Source organism: Marinobacter alexandrii, assembly GCF_005871205.1.
Lineage (GTDB): Bacteria > Pseudomonadota > Gammaproteobacteria > Pseudomonadales > Oleiphilaceae > Marinobacter > Marinobacter alexandrii.
Genome location: NZ_SWKM01000013.1, coordinates 364,659 through 384,181 on the forward strand (window position 1 = coordinate 364,659; position 19,523 = coordinate 384,181).

The 19,523-nt window shown below is 56.5% G+C and carries 18 protein-coding genes; 11 read left to right on the forward strand and 7 right to left on the reverse strand.

The window, feature by feature from the left end; genetic code table 11:
* Window positions 1-34: 34 nt before the first annotated feature.
* On the reverse strand, window positions 35-1,255 hold the full coding sequence (locus FCS96_RS12685; protein ID WP_138440743.1) for an acyl-CoA dehydrogenase family protein: 1,221 nt from the start codon (window positions 1,253-1,255) through the stop codon (window positions 35-37).
* A gap of 145 nt (window positions 1,256-1,400) precedes the next feature.
* Here FCS96_RS12685 and FCS96_RS12690 point away from each other — a divergent pair, with 145 nt between their 5' ends.
* From FCS96_RS12690 to FCS96_RS12715, 6 genes are all read left to right on the forward strand, one after another.
* Entirely contained in the window at window positions 1,401-2,294 is an 894-nt protein-coding gene (locus FCS96_RS12690) for a LysR family transcriptional regulator (RefSeq protein ID WP_138440744.1), read from the forward strand.
* Between the two features lie 156 nt (window positions 2,295-2,450).
* Window positions 2,451-3,074 (forward strand): ABC transporter permease, encoded by a 624-nt coding sequence (locus tag FCS96_RS12695; protein WP_282104020.1) that lies wholly within the window; start codon window positions 2,451-2,453, stop codon window positions 3,072-3,074.
* A 33-nt stretch (window positions 3,075-3,107) separates the two neighbouring features.
* A complete protein-coding gene (locus FCS96_RS12700) occupies window positions 3,108-4,271 on the forward strand; it encodes an ABC transporter ATP-binding protein (protein ID WP_138440746.1) in 1,164 nt (387 codons plus the stop codon).
* Window positions 4,268-4,999 (forward strand): ABC transporter permease, encoded by a 732-nt coding sequence (locus tag FCS96_RS12705; protein WP_138440747.1) that lies wholly within the window; start codon window positions 4,268-4,270, stop codon window positions 4,997-4,999. The genes FCS96_RS12700 and FCS96_RS12705 overlap by 4 nt, the downstream gene beginning before the upstream one ends.
* Before the next feature lie 68 nt (window positions 5,000-5,067).
* Window positions 5,068-5,958, forward strand: a complete 891-nt coding sequence (locus tag FCS96_RS12710) for a glycine betaine ABC transporter substrate-binding protein (RefSeq protein ID WP_138440748.1) — start codon at window positions 5,068-5,070, stop codon at window positions 5,956-5,958.
* Window positions 5,959-6,037: 79 nt separating this feature from the next.
* Entirely contained in the window at window positions 6,038-6,871 is an 834-nt protein-coding gene (locus FCS96_RS12715) for a nitrilase-related carbon-nitrogen hydrolase (RefSeq protein WP_138440749.1), read from the forward strand.
* Between the two features lie 58 nt (window positions 6,872-6,929).
* On the opposite strand, the gene FCS96_RS12720 is transcribed toward FCS96_RS12715, so the two are convergent.
* Window positions 6,930-7,760: an amidohydrolase family protein gene (locus FCS96_RS12720; protein WP_228264100.1), complete on the reverse strand. Its 831-nt coding sequence runs from the start codon at window positions 7,758-7,760 to the stop codon at window positions 6,930-6,932.
* Between the two features lie 109 nt (window positions 7,761-7,869).
* Window positions 7,870-8,760: an alpha/beta hydrolase gene (locus FCS96_RS12725; RefSeq protein ID WP_138440751.1), complete on the reverse strand. Its 891-nt coding sequence runs from the start codon at window positions 8,758-8,760 to the stop codon at window positions 7,870-7,872.
* Between the two features lie 128 nt (window positions 8,761-8,888).
* Between FCS96_RS12725 and FCS96_RS12730 the strand changes: the two genes are divergently transcribed.
* The 3 genes from FCS96_RS12730 to ydiJ all read left to right on the forward strand — a co-directional run bounded on the left by FCS96_RS12730 (window position 8,889) and on the right by ydiJ (window position 14,389).
* On the forward strand, window positions 8,889-9,851 hold the full coding sequence (locus FCS96_RS12730) for a GlxA family transcriptional regulator (protein WP_138440752.1): 963 nt from the start codon (window positions 8,889-8,891) through the stop codon (window positions 9,849-9,851).
* A 100-nt stretch (window positions 9,852-9,951) separates the two neighbouring features.
* The gene (locus tag FCS96_RS12735) at window positions 9,952-11,298 is read left to right on the forward strand and encodes an MmgE/PrpD family protein (protein WP_138440753.1); all 1,347 of its coding nucleotides are present in this window, start codon (window positions 9,952-9,954) and stop codon (window positions 11,296-11,298) included.
* Entirely contained in the window at window positions 11,282-14,389 is a 3,108-nt protein-coding gene (ydiJ, locus tag FCS96_RS12740) for a D-2-hydroxyglutarate dehydrogenase YdiJ (protein WP_138440754.1), read from the forward strand. The genes FCS96_RS12735 and ydiJ overlap by 17 nt, the downstream gene beginning before the upstream one ends.
* Here ydiJ and FCS96_RS12745 read toward each other — a convergent pair.
* Window positions 14,346-14,702: a hypothetical protein gene (locus FCS96_RS12745; protein ID WP_171040780.1), complete on the reverse strand. Its 357-nt coding sequence runs from the start codon at window positions 14,700-14,702 to the stop codon at window positions 14,346-14,348. The genes ydiJ and FCS96_RS12745 overlap by 44 nt on opposite strands.
* Before the next feature lie 262 nt (window positions 14,703-14,964).
* Between FCS96_RS12745 and FCS96_RS12750 the strand changes: the two genes are divergently transcribed.
* Window positions 14,965-16,119 carry an isocitrate/isopropylmalate dehydrogenase family protein gene (locus FCS96_RS12750; protein ID WP_138440755.1) on the forward strand — a complete coding sequence of 385 codons (1,155 nt, stop codon included), beginning with the start codon at window positions 14,965-14,967 and terminating at the stop codon, window positions 16,117-16,119.
* A 79-nt stretch (window positions 16,120-16,198) separates the two neighbouring features.
* Here the strand turns inward: FCS96_RS12750 and FCS96_RS12755 are convergent, their stop codons facing one another.
* From FCS96_RS12755 to FCS96_RS12765, 3 genes are all read right to left on the reverse strand, one after another.
* Complete coding sequence (locus tag FCS96_RS12755) at window positions 16,199-16,771, reverse strand: DUF1439 domain-containing protein (RefSeq protein ID WP_138440756.1); 573 nt, start codon at window positions 16,769-16,771, stop codon at window positions 16,199-16,201.
* A 97-nt stretch (window positions 16,772-16,868) separates the two neighbouring features.
* The gene (locus tag FCS96_RS12760; protein ID WP_138440757.1) at window positions 16,869-17,060 is read right to left on the reverse strand and encodes a CPXCG motif-containing cysteine-rich protein; all 192 of its coding nucleotides are present in this window, start codon (window positions 17,058-17,060) and stop codon (window positions 16,869-16,871) included.
* Between the two features lie 9 nt (window positions 17,061-17,069).
* Complete coding sequence (locus tag FCS96_RS12765; RefSeq protein ID WP_138440758.1) at window positions 17,070-18,296, reverse strand: pyridoxal phosphate-dependent aminotransferase; 1,227 nt, start codon at window positions 18,294-18,296, stop codon at window positions 17,070-17,072.
* Window positions 18,297-18,525: 229 nt separating this feature from the next.
* Between FCS96_RS12765 and FCS96_RS12770 the strand changes: the two genes are divergently transcribed.
* Complete coding sequence (locus FCS96_RS12770) at window positions 18,526-19,509, forward strand: D-2-hydroxyacid dehydrogenase (protein WP_138440759.1); 984 nt, start codon at window positions 18,526-18,528, stop codon at window positions 19,507-19,509.
* Window positions 19,510-19,523: the final 14 nt, after the last annotated feature.

Genomic DNA, 19,523 nt, shown 5'->3' on the forward strand with positions numbered 1-19,523 from the left:
CAGAAATACCCGCCCGCCAGCTCCCGCCCCAGATTCAGGAACCCCGATTCTTATATTTAGCCAACTCAAGACGAGCCACCATAGCCCGATGCACCTCATCCGGCCCATCCGCCAACCGCAGAACCCGAGCGTAAGCAAACAACTGAGTCAGCGGGAAATCATCATCGCTGACACCGGCGCCACCGTGGATCTGAATAGCCTGATCAACAATAGTCTGCAGCATCGCCGGAATCACCGCCTTGATCATGGAAACCTCCTGCAGTGCACCGCCAATACCCTTGGTATCCAGCGCCCAGGCGCATTTCAGAGTCAGCAGACGCGCCTGCTCAATGGACATACGGGCATTCGCTATGATGTCCGGGTTACCGCCCAGCTTGGCAATCGGCCGGCCAAACGCCTCACGGCTGGTAGCGCGTTTGATCAACAGCTCCAGCGTACGCTCGGCGGCACCGATGGCACGCATGCAGTGGTGCACCCGGCCTGGCCCCAAACGGCCCTGGGCAATCTCAAAACCACGACCTGGGCCGGCAATAAAGGCACTCTTGGGCAGGCGCACGTTATCGAACACCACCTCACCATGGCCATAAGGTTCATCATACTCGCCAAAAACCGGAAGCATACGTTCAATGCGAACCCCCGGTGTATCCAGCGGCACCAGCACCATGGAGTGACGACGGTGCTTCTGGGCATCCGGGTCAGTCATGCCCATAAAGATGGCGACCTTGCAGTCCGGGTGACCAATACCAGTGCTCCACCACTTACGGCCGTTGAGCACTACCTCATCACCCTCCACCACAGCGGTGGCTTCCATGTTGGTGGCATCAGAGGACGCCACAGCCGGCTCCGTCATACAGAACGCTGACCGAATCTCGCCGCTCATCAGGCGCGGCAGCCACTCCGCTTTCTGTTCCTCGGACCCGTAATGGATCAGCACTTCCATGTTGCCGGTATCCGGCGCGTTGCAGTTGAAGATCTCCGGGGCAATAAAGCTGCGGCCGGTTTCCTCAGCAATCAGGGCGTAGTCGGAGTTGAGCAGGCCACAGCCATGCTTCTCGTCCGGGAAGAACATGTTCCACAGACCCTGGGCCTTGGCCTTCTCCTTCAACTCCTTGATGATCGGGAGAACCACCCAGCGGTTGTCCTGGGACGCCAGCTCCTTGTGGTACTGCGCCTCAATGGGAAAAATCTCGTCGGCCATAAACGCCTTCACGCGCTTGAGATAATCCTGGCCTCTCTCGGAAATATTGAAATCCATCGCCCTATCCTCGCTGAAATCCTGACGGCTGGTGCATTGAATTGATCACGATGAAGCCAGTCTAGGATCGCTCAAACTATTACGCGACTGAATTATTCTTATCCTTTATCATTACTCAAACTTATTCAGAGACACGGATTTCGACATGGCCTTGAATCGCCTCGACCTGAACCTCCTACACGTCTTCGACACCATCTACCGCGAAGGCAGCCTCACCCGCGCGGCCCGGGCCCTGCACCTGACCCAGCCGGCGGTCAGCCACTCCCTGTCACGGCTCCGAGACCATTTCGATGACCCTCTGTTCACCCGACAGGGCAACCAGATGGTGCCCACACCCCTGGCCCGTCGGTTCCTGGAGTCCATGCGGCCCGGCCTTAACCAGATACAGGGCGCGGTAAACCAGTTTCACGCCTTTGATCCCGCCAGCCAGCGCAAAACCTACTCGCTGGGGCTGCGGGATATTCTTGAATCCACCTTTCTACCGCAGTTGATGAAACGCCTGGTGCCCTACCCCGAGCTGGAGATTGTCAGTCAACGGATTCCCCGGCGGGACATGGAAACCCAGCTGGCAGCCGGGAAACTGGATTTTGCAGTGGATGTGCTGCTGCCGGTCAGCAACCAGACATCGCACCAGCTGCTGCGGCGGGACCGGTTAGTGCTGGTTGCCCGGAGCGACCATCCTTTAACCGGGGGCAAGTTGACGATGGAGGAGTATCTGAAGGCGAAGCACGTTCTGGTGTCGTCGAGAACGGAAGGACCAGGCATTGAGGATTTTGAGCTTTCGCGCCTGGGGGTGCAGCGGGATATTCGCTTACGTTGCCAGCATTATTTCGCGGCTTGCCGGGTGGCTGAGGAAACCGACCTGCTTCTGACCATGCCCGAAACCTACGCCCGGATTATTGCCGAGCGGGCCAGCTTGACCCTGATGGATCCGCCGACGGAATTGCCGTCGATTGATGTGCATCTGTACTGGCACAAGGCCTATGAAAAGGAGCCGGCTCTAATCTGGTTCCGGGAGCAGCTTCACTTGATATCGTGACGTCAGTCGCTACACCCGTGTCGCCATTGTTCGCTTTAACGACGCTTTCTTTAAAATCCGGGACTCTCGCCTAGTTTAACGTGTTTGAAAACGTGGGCGTCTGCCGATTACAACTCACAATAAGAGGGCTCCGCTGTGGAAATCCTTGATTTCATCATGACCAACCTGGACCTGCTGGGAAGGCTTACCCTGGAGCACATCGGGTTGGTGGCCGTTGCTGTCGGACTGGCAACGCTGATGGGTGTTCCTATTGGTATCGCCATAACCCAGAACGAACAAGTAGCAACAGTTGTGCTTTATGTCGCCTCAATTCTGATTACTATTCCTTCAATTGCTCTGTTCGGGATCATGATTCCGATCTTGTCCACCATCGGCCATGGTATCGGTTACCTGCCTGCCGTTATTGCAGTACTGCTTTATTCTCAGCTCCCGATCATCCGTAATACCTATACAGCCATTCACAACGTGAATCCGGGCCTTCGGGAGGCAGCACGGGGTATCGGCATGACCAACGTCCAGCGACTGCGCAAGGTGGAAATACCGCTGTCTGTACCAGTGATCATGGCGGGTGTACGAACCGCCGTGGTCATGAACATCGGCGTGATGGCCATAGCGGCCTACATTGGTGCCGGTGGACTGGGAGTCCTGATCAGTCGGGGGATTTCCCAGAGTGACCCCCGCCAGTTGGTGGTCGGTGCGATTGCAGTCAGCCTGTTGGCAATTATCGCAGATCGATCCCTGCTGTCACTGCAGCGCAAACTGACCCCAAGGGGCCTCTGACTTTTCGAGAAAACAACAACCGGGACGCGGACTATGATTACACTCGACAACCTGACCAAAATCTTTGACACCGAGCGCGGTGTGGTGACTGCCGCCGACCATATCAACATGGAGGTTCCGCAGGGTGAAATCTGCGTTCTACTCGGTCCCTCTGGTTGTGGCAAAACAACCACTTTGAAAATGGTAAACCGGATTATCACACCGACCTCTGGACGCATCATGATTGACGGCCAGGACACCACTGATCAGGATACCGTTTCTCTGCGCAGGAACATCGGCTACGTTATCCAGCAGATTGGTCTGTTCCCGAACATGACCATCGAGGAAAACATTTCGATCGTGCCGAAGTTAATCGGTTGGGATAAAAGCCGCTACCTGAAGCGCGCTTCGGAACTGCTGGAAATGGTCGCTCTAGACCCCGCTATTTTCCTGAAACGGTATCCGAATGAGCTATCCGGCGGCCAACAACAGAGAGTCGGCGTGATTCGCGCACTGGCAGCAGATCCCCCAGTCATGCTAATGGACGAACCCTTCGGCGCGATAGACCCTATAAACCGGGAAGTCATCCAGGATGAGTTCCTGAAACTGCACAGGGAATTGAAGAAGACCATCATGTTCGTGAGTCACGACATTGATGAGGCCGTAAAAATGGCAGATCGCATCGCCATATTCAAAGACGGCAAGCTGATTCAGTACGACACTCCTGATGACTTGCTCTCCCATCCAATCAACGATTTTGTAAAAGGCTTCGTCGGACGCGATCGAGCACTAAAGCGCCTACAACTGGTAACCGTTGCCGAAGTGCTGGAGAGCGAGTCCAGTGTTGTAACCGCAGACGACTCACTGGCAACTGCGCTTCAGAGAATGGACGCAGCCGGATACGAACGTGCCATTATTCTGGTAGACGGTAATAAAAGGCCGGTGGGTTACGTATCACGCAGCGTGGCCACTACGACCAATGGAAACTGCGGCAAGCACAGTTTCAATTTGCGCACCGTCGTCCGCCCCGAGGACGATCTACGAACGGTCGCCTCAAAAATGTTCACTCATGATGCCACATGGCTGCCCTGTGTCTCCGAGCACGGAAAACTGATGGGCACAGTGACCCAACGGGGGATCACCCATCACCTGGGTGCCACTTACAAGACATCCCGGGTGGAAGGACACGACCTGCAACACATGCGGGTGGCGACATGAAAAAAATCAAACAGTCCCGTTTCTTTCAGTTACCGGTTCTGATTGGTGCTCTTCTATTGGGAGTATTCCTCCAGCGTTCCGGCCTGATCGACGGCATGTTGTTCTATTGGGAAGACATTGTCTATCTCACAAAACAGCACATCCAACTAACGGTTATCTCCGGTACTCTGGCGATTGTCGTGGGTATACCACTGGGGATCCTCCTGAGCCGCCCACGCTTCATAAAAATATCCGAGTGGGCGATGCAAGGTCTCAACATAGGCACCACGATCCCGACGCTAGCGATACTGGCGTTGTCTATGAGCCTGCTGGGAATCGGATTTTTGCCATCGGTTTTCGGGCTGTTTATCGCGTCCCTGCTACCGATTGTCCGCAACACCTATACAGGTCTCCTTGGCGTTCCAGCACACTTAAAGGAATCTGCTTCGGGCATTGGAATGTCGCCCGGCCAGATGCTGCTGAGCGTTGAAGTTCCTAACGCTGCCTATGTGATTTTTGCCGGAATCCGGACGGCCCTGGCAATTAACGTGGGCACCGTGCCGCTGGCCTTCCTGATTGGGGGCGGCGGTCTGGGCGAGCTGATATTCACGGGCATCGACCTCTTTGACACCGAAATGATGCTGGCAGGCGCACTGATGACCGCGTTGCTTGCCATCACTGTGGACATCCTGGTGGCTGCCTGCACCTACCTGATGGTCCCCCGCGGGGTGAATCCATCCCGCGCCTAACGATGTAACGAACCGGCCACTCCGGGTGGAGCGGCCAAAAAACAAGAAATCACGTGGAGTACTGAAACATGATAACCCTCAAGAAACTCGCCTCCGTAGCGACCCTCGCCGTCGCCATGACATTCAGTGGTGTGGCAGCCGCAGAAACCATCGTGGTCGGTGGCAAGAACTTCACCGAACAGCAACTGCTAACTTCCATGACTGCCCAATACCTTCGCGGCAAAGGCTATGACGTCGACAATCGCGCAGGCATGGGAAGCGCCGTAGTCCGTTCCGCCCAGGAGAATGGCCAGGTGGACGTCTACTGGGAATACACCGGCACAGGATTGATCGTCTATAACAAAGTTAAAGAAAAGCTCGGACGTCAGGAAGGTTATGAAAAGGTACGCGAACTGGACATGGAGAAAGGCCTGGTCTGGCTTAACCCATCTGACGCCAACAATACATACGCACTGGCAATGCAGGCGTCAGAAGCGAAGGCCATGGGTATCGAAACATTGAGCGATATGGCTGCGGCCGTGAACGGCGGCAAGGAGCTCGTCCTTGCCAGCAATGCCGAGTGGTATGCCCGCGAAGATGGCTTCCGCCCATTCGCCAAAGCCTACGGTTTCAAGTTGCCACGTAACCAGATCAAGCGCATGGACTCTGGCCTGACCTACACCGCACTGAAAGAAGGTGAAGTGGATCTGGCGCTCGTGTTTGCCACTGACGGCCGCATCCCCGCCTTTGATTTCGTCCTCCTGAAGGATGACCGGAACTTCTTCCCGGACTACGCCATCACTCCGGTTATTCGTCAGGACACACTGGACAATAACCCAGGTCTGGATGAACAGCTCAACGTCCTCTCCGGCCTTCTGGACAATGAAGTAATGTCTCGCCTGAATGCCCAGATCGACGTCGAGAAAGAGGACATCGAGAAAGTGGCCCGTCGCTTCCTGGAGCAAAACGACCTGATCTGATCCACAATGGTACAGAGCCCTGTGGTCCCTTCCGGGCACACAGGGCTTTTCCTGTTAAAATACCTGCCGGAATGCCGTCATGATCACCAACCTCAATGTAGCCGTCGCCCAGATCAACTGTGAGTTGCTGAATGTTGCATCAAATCTCGAACGGCATCGCGAATACGCCGAGAAGGCCCGGCTGAATGGCGCGGAACTGTTACTGTTTCCCGAATTATCCCTGACAGGCTATCAGGTGGGCCGTGACGCCCCAACCGTTGCCATGCGCCGCGATGATCCGGCCCTGCTCAGCCTCGCCAGGCAAGCGCGAGATATTACTCTTGTGGTCGGCTTTGTGGAGCGAGCAAGAGCAGGCGAACTCTACAACGCCATGGCTTACCTGAGGGACGGCGAGGTTATCCACGTCCATCGCAAAATCAACCTGCCAACCTATGGCGGCCTTGAAGAAGGCAAGTGGTTTCATTCCGGCGGCCAGATCGGCAACGTGGAAATTCGCCGGCACTGGGAGTCGGGCTGCCTGATCTGTGCAGACCTCTGGAACCCCGCTCTCACCCATTGTGCCTTCCTGAAACAACCAGAGCTGATGCTCGCACCGATTAATTCAGCGTCGGGTGTCGTCAGCGAAAACTTCTCAAATGAGGACAACTGGAAAACCAATGTCAGTTTTTACTCGATGATCTACGGGACGCCCGTAGTTATGGCCAATCGCCATGGTCACGAGAAAGACCTCTGGTTCTGGGGTGGCAGCTGCATTCTCGGCCCAAAAGGCGAAATTCTGGCAGCCGCAGACAACCGCGAATGCATCATTCAAGCGGAACTGAACCAGGAGGACATCGATCGCGCACGCTTCGAAATGCCCACGGTACGAGACTCCAACACCCGACTGATCCGACGCTTGCTGGAAGATCATTAATGCACTCAGGCCAGAAAAAAGGGCGGCCGTAGCCGCCCGGAAATCCCGCTTGTTAGCGTCAGTCGTCAAAGCCGTATAAACGGGAAGGATTGGACACCAGGATTCGATGACGGGTGTCCGGATCCGGCACCCATACAGCAAGGTCGTCCAGAAGGTCAGTGTCATCCGGCATTTGCCCCTGGAAATGGGGATGAGGCCAGTCGGAACCCCACACACAGCGATCGGCATTGGCGGCCACCAGCGCACTGGCCACAGCGGTTACGTCCGGATAAGGGAATGCTTGCTCCACCGTTATCCGATAGCTGCCAGAGAGCTTTACCCAAGCCCGATTTTCGGTAAGCAGTTTAAGCAGCTTCCGAAACCCGGGATTGTCAGTTCCCAGGGCAGTAGGCATATGCCCCATGTGGTCAAAAACCACTGGCACGGGCAAATCGGCGACCCGGTCCATAATGTCGTCACAGTCCGCGACATTGATCAGGAACTGGAGGTGCCAGCCCAGACCGGCAATGCGGCCCGCCAGCTTCAGCACATCGTTCCACTGCAGACCACCTCGGAACAGAAGGTTCATGCGTATACCACGAAACCCTGCTTCGTGGAGTTCTTGGAGCTCATCACTTCCGATTTCCGGATCGACGACACACACACCGCGATAATCATGTCCATTCGCGTTCAGTTGATGAAGCGCGTTCAGGTGCAAGCTGTTATCGGTGCCGTAGACACTGGGCTGCACCAGAACGCCTCGCTCGAAACCCAGCGTTCGGTGAAGCTCCAGATACTGCTCCAGGGTAGCCTCGGGCGGCGTATAGGTACGGTTAGGCGTAAATGGATAGAGCTCATGACCAGAGAAAACGTGGGCATGGGTATCACAGCTCTTCGCCGGAAGGGCCACTGCAGGACTCCGCATCGGGGTGCGAGCAGCTTCACAAGAGGGGATATCGGGAGGCATATTCAGTCACTCAAAGCGGAAGCGGCGGCCACTGGCCGCCGCAAGAGAGCTATCAAAACGTGGAAGTCATCCAATCGGCGAGCTTCCCCGCGAAGGCCTGGAACTTTGGATCATCGTCCAGCATCCACTCGGTGTGTCCACCACCCTCAAGTAGGAACAGTTCCTTCGGGCCAGGATAACGGGCATACAGTGAACGGGCTTCGGTCACCGGGTGCAGATCGTTATCTGCGCCGTGGGCGATCAACAAAGGAATCTGCGCAAACCGATCGTCCAGGTGCGCTTCCGGGCAGAAGCTGATCAGTGAGTCCGCGAAATCAAACGTGGAGGTTACGCCATAGCCCGGCGCCTTGACGAGCTCAGTGAAGACATATTCACGGCTAACCGGGTCGAGCGGGTAGATTTCGAACGGGTCGATACCTTTTGGTTCGCCGCCATTGGCCAGACGGACACGTTCGGCTGCCATGAAGGCACGGAACTGCTTCCAACCAAGTTCGCCGCGCAGTGCTTTCTGCACGCGCACCGCATCAAAGAAGCCGTTCATGGCGATCAGTCCGTCTACCTGATCTTCGCAGATACGGAACGCATCCAGCACCAGGCCGCCACCCATACCCCATCCAGCAAGGACGACTTTGCGTTTTTCTTCCCGAGCGCGCTCGGCAACCACCGCCACCGCATTGGCGATATCACGAACCTGCTCTTCGATAAGAACTCGCTCGCGCTTGCCTTCGGATTCGCCAAAGCCACGGTAGTCGAACCCGAAAACTGTGAAGCCCCTGTTGGTCAGGAAGCGAGCATAACGCTCGGGATGAATATTTTTCTGTCCGGTGAAGCCAGAGCAGACGATGACGATGGGCAAATCCTGATCGTCTTTCTCGGGATTGGTGAAGAAAGCGCCGTCGAGGGTCAACTGGTCACTCTGAAATTTCACTTTTTGTTCAATCATGTCGGGTTCCTGCCAATGGGCGTTGTTGTTTACGACTACGGCTCCCATCATCAGAAAATCCCGATCGACAAAAATTTAAAAAAACGCCATCATGGGTTAAAAAAACGACATTCAGTTCAGGCGACTCAATGAAAAGCCTTCAAACTCAGAAAATTGGTTTTCTCAGCACGCCGCAATTTTCCATGCTCTCGTTCGTTGCGGCTCTGGAACCACTGCGGGCGGCAAACCGCCTCAGCGGGAAAGCGCTGTATGAGTGGCATATTTTTTCCCAGGACAACCAGCCCGTGGCCGCCAGCAACGGGCTACCAATCACTCCAGATCGTCGTTTCGATGAAACCGCCGACATTGACCTTATGATCGTGGTAGCTGGCATCGGAACCACCCTGATCCGAGACAAAAAGCTGTTCGAATGGCTACGCCAGCTCTCTCGGCGGGGGGTGGCTTTGGGTGCCACATCCACAGCCTCACTTCTGCTGGCCCGGGCACGGTTGCTCTCTCACCACCGATGCACCATCCATTGGGAAAACAAAGAGAGTTTCCAGGAAGAATTTCCCGAACTCAACGTTACCGGAGAGCTGTACGAAATTGACGGCAACATCATGACCTGTTCTGGTGGTCTAGCCAGCCTTGACATGATATGCCACAAGATTGCACTGGAGCACGGGGCAGATCTGGCAATGGGGTGCGCCGAACAGTTCATTCATCCCCAGATTCGTCCCGCCAACGAAAAACAGCGGATGGAGCTTCAGTTCCGACACAACACCAATCACCCCCGATTGATCAAGGTTATCCAGCTCATGCAGAATCATACCGAAGACGTGCTGAGCTGCACCGAAATTGGCGATAAGGTTGGCCTTTCGACCCGCCAGATGGAACGATTATTTCAGAGCCACATGCACACCACACCCAATGCCTTCTACATGCAATTGCGCCTGGAGCGGGCCAGGCATCTGCTTCTTCAATCCACCATGAGCATTACCCAGATAGCAACGGCCTGTGGCTTCAACTCTACATCCTACTTTACCCGATGCTTTGCCAAGGGCTTCGGGTTAACACCGAGGGAACAGCGACAGAGGCGGGAGCCAGGCTGAATTCAAGTCGTCGGTTTCTTACAAGTCGATGTCGCTTTATTAACTGTCAGAACGGACGTGAATGCCAATCATGGAGGCACAATAAAACTGAGCGCCTACCATGTCCGACTTATCTTTACCGACACAGATTCTTGAACTTGATGCCAACGCATTGCCATCCGACATCTACCAATTGGCCCAGACCTGTCTCCTGGACCTGCTAGGCGTTGCCGCAGCGGCAACCAGCACCCCCCTAGCCCGAATCGGCCGGCAGTTTGTTCTGGATCAGTACCCCGGTAAACAACCACTTTTGTTCTCGGAAGGCACCGCCTCCAGTGCCGGGGCAGCTTTATATGGTGGCTGGCTGATCGACGCTCTTGATGCCCATGACGGCCATGTGCTGACCAAGGGCCACGCCGGTGTCGCCATACTGCCAGCCATGCTGTCACTCCCGGAAAGCCTCGAACTAACTGGGCGCCAGTTCCTTGGCGAACTGGCTATCGGTTACGAGATCGCGATCAGGGCCGGTATCGGCCTCCACAGTTCCGCCTGCGATTACCACACCTCGGGAGCCTGGAACTGCCTGGGCGTCACGGCCGTGGCCGCCCGTGCGATCGGGCTTTCGCCTCAACAACTGGCCGAGGCACTGGGCACGGCTGAATTTTATGGACCACGCAGCCCGATGATGCGCTGCATTGATCACCCAACCATGCTCAAGGACGGTTCGGGCTGGGGTGCCATGACGGGCATCTCGGCCGCCCTGCTCGCCAGGGCCGGTTTCACCGGATCACCGTCACTGCTTCTCGAGCAGTCTGATCTATGGCGTGACCTGGGCACCCACTGGCATTTCCGGGACACTTATTTCAAACGCTACCCGGTCTGTTACTGGGCCCAGCCAGCGGTAGAAGCCGTGCTGTCGCTCCGGCCACGGATCCCCGATATCCAGAACATTGAAGAAGTCCGTATCACCAGTTTCCATCAGGCGGTTCGTCTCCATACCACTCGACCGCAAAGCACCGAGGAGGCTCAGTACAGTCTGCCCTGGGCTGTTGCGTGTGCACTTCACAGAGGCACGGTGGACCAGACGTCGGTTACCGATGACCTGGAGAACAATGAGGTTATCCAACTGGCAGGTAAGATCCGTCTGTGTGAATCAGAAGAACTCTCAAATTACTTCCCGGCAAAACGCTATGCCACAGCCACCATCCGTCTGACCGACGGTCAGGAACTGATCAGTGAACGCTTCCAGGCGCGGGGAACACCAGGCAATCCAATCGACAAGACTGAGTTGATCACCAAATTCTACGAATTAGTTCCGCCTGACCTGGCCTCATCTGCCCGCCATCTTGAACACATCATCAACACCTTACCGGATCGTCCAGTGACCGACCTTCTGACGTCGTTAAACCAAGCCATTTTGCATAGTGACCGACAGGAAAACAGAAGCAGCCATGCTACCGCGACTTGAACACATCACACCGACGCAAGCCCGATACCTCGATTTCCTGGGCGCTCTGAAGCAGTTGGGATTTCAGGGTGATATGACTCCGGATTATGCGACCCGAACGGTACTGGCAACTGACAACTCCATTTACCAGGTCTTGCCCCAGGCCGCGGTGTTCCCGGTGGACAAGGCTGACGTCAGACAGCTGGCGGCCCTGGCCTCCAAAACCGAATGGCGGGATATCGTCTTTAGCCCTCGGGGCGGCGGCACTGGTACGAACGGACAGTCTCTGACAGACGGGATTGTGGTGGATCTGTCCCGGCATATGAACCGGATTCTTGAGATCAACCCGATAGAGGGCTGGGCCCGGGTGGAAGCCGGTGTGGTCAAGGATCAGCTCAATGCTGCAGTACGGACACACGGTCTGTTTTTCGCACCGGAACTATCCACCAGTAACCGGGCTACCATTGGAGGAATGATCAATACTGACGCTAGCGGTCAAGGATCAGTGATGTACGGCAAGACCCGAGATCACGTCCTCGAACTCGAAACCGTGCTGATGGACGGAAATTTGATTCAGACCAAAGCATTCAACGCGGAAGAGGAAGCAATTGCGGCCGGAACCCCCTCGCTTGTCGGAGAGGTCTATCGCACCCTCGCCGATATCTGGGATCGGAGACACCCAGATATCGAAAAACACTTCCCAAAACTCAATCGCTGTCTGACTGGCTACGACCTGGCACACCTTCGCGATGAGTGTGGTCGCATCAATACGAACAACATTCTTTGTGGTTCCGAAGGCACGTTGGGGTTCATTGTCGAGGCTAAAATCAACCTGGTTCCCATTCCCAAGTTTCAGGCGCTGGTTGTGGTGCAATACGACAGTTTCGATGCATCTCTCCGGGATGCCAGGGCGCTGATGGAAGCTAGACCTTCCTCTATCGAAACCATCGATAGCCGGATTCTGGAGTTGGCGAAGACTGATATTGTCTGGCAGGACGTGTCGGCGTTCTTCCCAACCTCTCAGGGTGCTGTGACCCAAGGGGTGAATCTCGTTGAATACACCGGCACTGATGAACAACAAGTGCGACAAGCGGTGAAAGCTCTGACCGACCAGCTTGATGCCCCAGATCGCAACCCTACATGCCAGTATGCCGTTGCATTCGGCGAACAGTCAGTTAACCAGATCTGGAAAATGCGTAAACGCGCGGTCGGTCTGTTGGCCAAGGCACCCGGAGAAGCCCGCCCCATTGCCTTTGTTGAGGACACCGCCGTGCCTCCGGAACATCTCGCGGATTTCATCCGTGACTTTCGCGACATCCTTGATCGGGAGGGCCTGAGTTACGGTATGTTCGGCCACGTTGATGCCGGCGTACTGCATGTTCGTCCTGCCCTGGATCTGAAAGAGCCCGAAACCATTAACACGGTTCGCAAGATCACAGAGAAAGTGGTGATTCTGGTGCAGAAATACCATGGGCTGCTCTGGGGAGAGCATGGCAAGGGCTTCCGCTCTGAGTTTGTACCCGGCTTTTTTGGGGATTTATATCCCGAATTACAAGCGATCAAAAGGGCGTTCGACCCCTATAACCAGCTAAATCCGGGAAAGATTGCAACTCCCGATACCCGAATTCCTCTGGTAAGACTCGATGAACCCGGGCAACGAGGCCCATTGGACCGGACCATACCGGCTGAAAGCCGGCGCAATCAGCCCGACGCCATGAACTGCAATGGCAATGGCGCCTGTTACAACTTCGATCCAAACGATTCGATGTGCCCTTCCTGGAAAGTCACTCGTGACCGGCGACACTCCCCCAAGGGGCGTGCATCGTTGATCCGGGAATGGCTGAGATTGCTTGGCGAACAAGGTCTCGATACCGAGACGCTGGCTACCCGCTCGGATAAGCATTCCACCCTGCGAACACTGCCAGTGCGGATGCTCAACACTCGCGCCCGCAGCCGAGGTCAGTACGACTTTTCCAACGAAGTTCGACAAGCCATGGACGGATGCCTGTCCTGTAAATCCTGCTCTGGCCAGTGCCCGGTCCAAGTGGACATACCGGAGGCCCGCGCCAGATTCATGCACCTTTACCACAGCCGCTACCTACGACCGCTCAAGGATCATCTGATCGGGAGGCTCGAACAGATGCTACCGTGGATTTCCAATCCACTGATACGGCCTGTCTACAATGGCCTTATGAGCTGGCCTCCGACCAGATCGCTGATCCGGAAGATTGGCATGGTCGACAGTCCCAAACTTTCAATGCGAACACCGATGGCCGCCGCCGCTGAGCTGGGTATAAGGTTAGCCAACAAAAAGGAACTGGCGGAGCTGGATGACCGTGAACGTGCGGAGTCGGTGATCATTGTTCAGGATGCGTTCACCAGCTTCTTCGAAACCGACACTTTCGCCGCTATCCTTGAATGTCTACAGTACCTTGGCATCCGGATCTGGCTACTACCATTCCACCCGAATGGCAAACCGCTTCATGTTCATGGCTTTCTCAAACAGTTCCGTAAAACCGCGATCAGGCACACTGACTTGCTCAGATCCTTCGCAAAGTTCGACATTCCGCTCATCGGCGTCGACCCCTCGATGACCCTGGCTTTTCGATCCGAATACCGGAAACACGTTGGCACTGATGTTCCTGCCGTGATGCTGCTTCAGGAGTTCCTCGCCCAAAAACTTAACCACGATGTGCCAGCGGTCAGGCCGGCTCCTGGTGAGCACATAACCCTGTTGGGCCACTGTTCGGAAAAAACCAACGCCACCGGCAGCATGGACCAATGGCGGGCCGTATTTGAAGCTTTAGGAATAGAGGTCAATATTGAAACAACCGGTTGCTGTGGCATGGCTGGAACTTATGGCCATGAAGCCCGAAACCTCGGCAACTCGAAAGCCATCTACGATTTGTCCTGGGGCCCGAAAGTCTGCGCACTGAAGGAGCACAGCACGCTATTGGCTACCGGATATTCATGCCGGACCCAAGTCACTCGCTTTGCCCAGACGCCCGTGAGACACCCCCTAGAGTATCTACGGGACAGGTTCGCGTCAGAGGCGAGGTCCGAAACTATCAGTAGGCGCCGACCAACATCAGAAACGCAAAAAACCCAATAGCGGTTATGCCCAGCGAAGCAACGACGATCGCGAACCCCCACCAGATGGCGGCGCCGCCTGAAATGTTGACGTCGTGCCCGCGCAGCGTCCTATAGAACGCCCAGGGCCCCAGCACAAAGGCCCCTACCACGGCAAAAACCAGCCCGACGCTGATACCTGCAAAGGTCCATGTGGCGAGCGCCATGGCACGATCTGGAACCTGATCGGTCACACCATGGCGCTCAAGAAATTTCTTGCAGAAAAACCACAGCAGAGCAAACAGTGCCACCACAAAGAGGAGGCCACCGATAAACGTAATAATGCGATACAGCAAAGAAGCACCCTGTCCTGTTTATGCCGGGTCTGATACCGATGAGAACCATCCGATAAGACCACGGTCTGGTTCACGCAGCCTGCCCAAACGTGCGAAGGTTAGGTTGTTTTAGCAAAAACGTGCCGGCAAAGCCACCGGCGCTTGCAGAGCCCGGACAATCCAGCGTCCGATCTTTCCCAGCCATCCGGTGGCATCCCGCTCTTGGACGTCTAAACTGGGAGACTGGTGAACATACGAGTCGATTAAAAAAGGAGTCGCCTGAATGGCTGAAACAACCCGCATCGCAGTCACCCCCGGTGACGGCATTGGACCGGAAGTAGTGGGTGAAGCCGTCCGTTGCCTTGAAACCCTGCGCGCAAAACACGGCCTGGCGGTGGAGTGGACCCGATTCCCCTGGCCATCCCATGCCTGGCACGAGGAACACGGCGAATCCATGCCCAAAGATGCCCTCAAGCAACTCCAGGCTTACGATGCGATTCTGCTGGGGGCGCTGGGCGATCCGGGCCCCATGGACGATGCCGAACGTTACCTGCTCTCGGACAGCGTCTCACTCGCGCCCCTGCTGGAAATGCGCAAGGGTTTTGACCAATGGGTATGCGAACGCCCTGCCCGACTGCTGCCCGGCGCGCGGCAGTACCTGGCCGACGAACGGGCCAAAGACATCGACATGCTGGTGATTCGTGAGAATTCAGAAGGTGAGTATGTCAGCCAGGGTGGACGCCTGCGCAAAGGGACCGAGGATGAAGTCGCGACCCAGATGGAAGTGTTCACCCGCAAGGCCACCAACCGAATTATCCGCTACGGCTTCGAGCAGGCCAGGAACCGGGCCTCTGAGCGGGTAAAAGAGGGTCGGACACGTAGCTTCCGCACACTCGATGGCCGAACCTGTGAGAGCCAGGTGTGCCTGGTCACCAAGCGCAACGCTCTCAGGCACTGGGGCGATATGTACACTGAGGCGTTCGAGGCAATCAGCGAGGAATATCCAGATGTGGCGATTCACCATGAACTGGTGGACGCCGCCTGCATGAAGTTCGTGCAGAGCCCCTGGGCGTTTGATGTGGTGGTTGCCAGCAACCTTCAGGGCGACATACTGACCGACCTCGCCGCGGTATTGTCCGGGGGCATGGGGGTGGCGCCATCGTGTAACCTGAATCCGACCGACCCGAACATGCCCTCCATGTTCGAACCAACCCACGGCAGTGCGCCGGACATCGCCGGCCAGGGACTTGCCGACCCAACCGCCATGCTGTTCACTACGGCGCGCATGCTGGAATGGCTGGGCCGGAAGGACCCGACCCTGGCCGCAGCTGGCAAGGAACTGTTCGACGCGGTGGCCGCTGATCTGGCCGAAAACGCGGGCAGTCAGCGCGGTACCCATGAGATCGGTGTGGCCATTTGCCATCGGCTGACCGGCTGAACCCAACAATGGCGGCGCTGCTGTACAGCGCCGCCATTGTCGTCTCCTCGATAGCTTCCGTCTGTTCGATAACTCTCTTCTACTGATCCGCCATCACGAATTCAAGCCGCCCCGGGGCCACGCGCACATCCACGGGCATGGCGCCAAACATCCGCTGGGCAAAGTTGGTTTCATCCAGACGGTATACCGGCATGGTTTCCAGCATCTGGGCTACCGCCCTCATGACGTTATCCGTTACCGGTTTCAGATCGCCCCGGAAAAACGGGGACTCAACACTGCTGTCCAGCAACCGCAGTCGCCGAATGAAAATGGCCTTCTCGGTGCTGTCATAAACCGGTGCACCCTCCACCTTCAGTGCGATATCAACTGGCAGACGGGCCAACATGGCATTGACCGCTACCTGCCCTTTTACGTCAATCACCGCCACATCCCGGCCATCAGGGCCCAGGGTAATGTCGGCATCACTCAGGCTCAGGCTCAGCGGCGAACCACTCTTGAGTTGCTGGCGATCGAAATCGCTCACCACATCCTGAAGGTGTCGTTCCAGTTCGCCTTCGGATATTGAATACGGTGACAGGCTGGCACAGCCACCGGTCAGGGTAAGCGTCAGAAGAATCAGGGCCCAAAGGCCGGACTTGGAAAAAGTGCGCATTAGATCGCCTCCATGAGTTACCCACCTATCCTGAGGCACGGCGCCAAGTGGGGGCAAGACGACAAGATTAAGGATCGGTCAGAATTGCCCGGCGCAGCTATTCGTTCTCGGCGCGGACATCAACGTGCGGGGTGAGATCGTCATCGAAGGTGACATGGATGACGATGGGACGACAGCAGACCTGGCAGTCTTCCACATACTCCTGCTCCTGCACTGACGGGTCGACGCTGACATCCAGCGTCTCCCAGCAGTAGGGGCATTGTATGAGGACAGACTCCAGGGCTGACATCACAACTCCTCAGAACTGTTGCTTGGCCATCCACGGGATGACGCGATCGAAAGCTTCCTCCAGCTTCTCACAGGTTGTCGAGAAACTGATCCGCACTGCGTTGGTGGACGCCTCACCAAAGGCATCCCCGGGCACCATACAAACACCGGTTTCCTTCAGCATGCGCAGCGCCAGGTCAGAGCCATCCACATGGGGCGGCAGGCCCGGGAACGCGAAGAAGGCGCCACCAGGCTTGTACCCGGTCATGTAGGGGGTCTGATCGATCAGCTCCACCACCTTGTCACGGCGCTCCTTGTAGATACTGACCATGTCCTGCACGCACTGCTGATCGCCCGTGAGCGCCGCCACACCGGCATACTGGGACGGTGTATTGGCCACCGAAGTGGTGAACATGTGGTACCGGCGCAGGGATTTGATCGCCGCCTGACTCGCAATCACCCAACCAACCCGCAACCCCGCCATGCTGTAGGTTTTTGAAAAGCTGCTGATGCACATGATGTTGTCCAGATCCATGGAGCAGTTCAGGACGCTGGCGAAGTCGTCATCATCGAAGATCAGGTGGTCATAGACTTCGTCGGCGTAGACCTGGATACCCCGGTACGCGCACTCCTCCAGGATGGTCTCCACCGTACTGCGCGGATACACCGCCCCGGTCGGGTTATTGGGGTTGTTCAGGATCAGCGCGAAAGTGCGCGGGCCCATGGCACGGATGACTTCGTCAGGATCAAGCTGGTGATCGTTTTCGGCGTGGGTTGGTACAAACTTGACCTCGCCACCGTTCATCCGGATCAGGGGCGCGTAGAGCAGGAACGAAGGATCAGTCACGATGAACTGACGGCCTGGTGCCGACGTTGCCGAGATAGCCAGGTACATGGCCTCGGTGGCACCACTGGTGATCAGGATGTTGTCGCGGGTCAGCTTCCGGTTGTAGCGCTTGCCGTAGTAATCCCTGAGCGCAACCAACAGCTCCGGCAACCCGGCATCCATAGTGTAACCGGTTTGCCCGGCATTCAGCGCCTCGACGTAGGCGTCAATAATATGCTTGGGCGTCGGCAAATCCGGCTGACCGATCGACAGATGAATAACATCTTTCATCGAGGCCGCCATATTTACCATGCGGCGGATGCCCGGCACAGGAATCGCCTGCATGGCAGGGTTCCAGCTGGCCTTGTTCTTCCGGTACTTCACTTTACGTGGTCTGGACTGGCCAGTCTCGTAGTTGGCAGAGTCTGCCATAAAACACCTCCTGCGAGCGGGGCAAAAATAAGCTACCCCTGCAGGTTAGCCAGTAAGAACAGGCCACACAAGACATAAACGCAGAAAGATACCAACGGTAAAATTGCCCTACTCGCACTGACAAGAAGACGCCTTTCACAGTCACAAGTTGACCGCACTGCACTCGGGTACCAGACTGTCGTGAGACCCAGCTTCGGGATCGCCAATCAGCTCACAAGGCGGAGGTTAAATGACACAGCCAAGCACACCCGTGGTAACCGTTCTCACTGCACCCGGCGAGCCGGAGCCACCGGGCATGGACGCTCTCAGGTCACGTGCGGAAGTGCGATTCGCCTGCGATGAGCAGACGCTGAGAGACACCTTGCCGGGCACCGACGTCATGATGGTCACCGACTTCCGCACCGAGGCCCTGGAAGCGGCCTGGGAGTCGGCCGACAAACTGCAGTGGATTCACGCCACCAGCGCCGGGGTTGATGCGCTGATGTTTCCAGCGCTGATTCACAGCGACGTGGTGGTCACCAACGCCCGAGGCATTTTCGACCGGACCATTGCCGAGTACGTGCTTTGCACCATCCTGATGTTCGCCAAGGACTTTCCGGGCTCGATCCGCCTGCAGATGAAGCATCAGTGGAAGCACCGGGATACCGAACGTGCTGAAGGCAAACAGGTACTGGTGGTGGGCGCCGGCTCCATCGGCCGTCAAATCGGTCGCCTGGTGAGTGCCGCCGGACTGAACGCCCACGGCATTGCCCGGACACCTCGCCACGACGACCCGGATTTTGTCGCCGTGCACGGCAACGACGACCTGTTCGAACAGTTGGGGCACGCCGACTTCGTGGTGATAGCGGCACCGCTCACCCCACAAACCGAGGGCCTGTTCGACGAGAAAGCCTTCAAGGCCATGAAGCCGTCGGCCCGGCTGATAAACATTGGCCGCGGCCCCATCGTGAAAACTGACGATCTGATTGCCGCGTTGCGGGATGGCGAGATTGCCGGGGCCGGCCTGGACGTGTTTGAGGAAGAGCCGCTACCGGAGAATCACCCCCTGTGGGACATGGAGAATGTCACCATGACGGCTCACATGGCCGGTGACTTCATCGGTTGGAAACGGGCGCTCACCGATCAGTTCCTGGAAAACTTCGACCACTGGCACGCGAGCGGTGAGCTTTTCAATCTGGTTGATAAAGAGCTGGGGTACGCCGGCAGCAAATAGCCTGATGGTAGATG

What these genes read in the sequence shown, in the direction of transcription:
- FCS96_RS12685 (WP_138440743.1), bottom strand. Translation starts at nt 1,255, where the DNA reads ATGGATTTCAATATTTCCGAGAGAGGCCAGGATTATCTCAAGCGCGTG.
- FCS96_RS12690 (WP_138440744.1), top strand. Translation starts at nt 1,401, where the DNA reads ATGGCCTTGAATCGCCTCGACCTGAACCTCCTACACGTCTTCGACACC.
- FCS96_RS12695 (WP_282104020.1), top strand. Translation starts at nt 2,451, where the DNA reads ATGACCAACCTGGACCTGCTGGGAAGGCTTACCCTGGAGCACATCGGG.
- FCS96_RS12700 (WP_138440746.1), top strand. Translation starts at nt 3,108, where the DNA reads ATGATTACACTCGACAACCTGACCAAAATCTTTGACACCGAGCGCGGT.
- FCS96_RS12705 (WP_138440747.1), top strand. Translation starts at nt 4,268, where the DNA reads ATGAAAAAAATCAAACAGTCCCGTTTCTTTCAGTTACCGGTTCTGATT.
- FCS96_RS12710 (WP_138440748.1), top strand. Translation starts at nt 5,068, where the DNA reads ATGATAACCCTCAAGAAACTCGCCTCCGTAGCGACCCTCGCCGTCGCC.
- FCS96_RS12715 (WP_138440749.1), top strand. Translation starts at nt 6,038, where the DNA reads ATGATCACCAACCTCAATGTAGCCGTCGCCCAGATCAACTGTGAGTTG.
- FCS96_RS12725 (WP_138440751.1), bottom strand. Translation starts at nt 8,760, where the DNA reads ATGATTGAACAAAAAGTGAAATTTCAGAGTGACCAGTTGACCCTCGAC.
- FCS96_RS12730 (WP_138440752.1), top strand. Translation starts at nt 8,889, where the DNA reads ATGAAAAGCCTTCAAACTCAGAAAATTGGTTTTCTCAGCACGCCGCAA.
- FCS96_RS12735 (WP_138440753.1), top strand. Translation starts at nt 9,952, where the DNA reads ATGTCCGACTTATCTTTACCGACACAGATTCTTGAACTTGATGCCAAC.
- ydiJ (WP_138440754.1), top strand. Translation starts at nt 11,282, where the DNA reads ATGCTACCGCGACTTGAACACATCACACCGACGCAAGCCCGATACCTC.
- FCS96_RS12750 (WP_138440755.1), top strand. Translation starts at nt 14,965, where the DNA reads ATGGCTGAAACAACCCGCATCGCAGTCACCCCCGGTGACGGCATTGGA.
- FCS96_RS12755 (WP_138440756.1), bottom strand. Translation starts at nt 16,771, where the DNA reads ATGCGCACTTTTTCCAAGTCCGGCCTTTGGGCCCTGATTCTTCTGACG.
- FCS96_RS12760 (WP_138440757.1), bottom strand. Translation starts at nt 17,060, where the DNA reads ATGTCAGCCCTGGAGTCTGTCCTCATACAATGCCCCTACTGCTGGGAG.
- FCS96_RS12765 (WP_138440758.1), bottom strand. Translation starts at nt 18,296, where the DNA reads ATGGCAGACTCTGCCAACTACGAGACTGGCCAGTCCAGACCACGTAAA.
- FCS96_RS12770 (WP_138440759.1), top strand. Translation starts at nt 18,526, where the DNA reads ATGACACAGCCAAGCACACCCGTGGTAACCGTTCTCACTGCACCCGGC.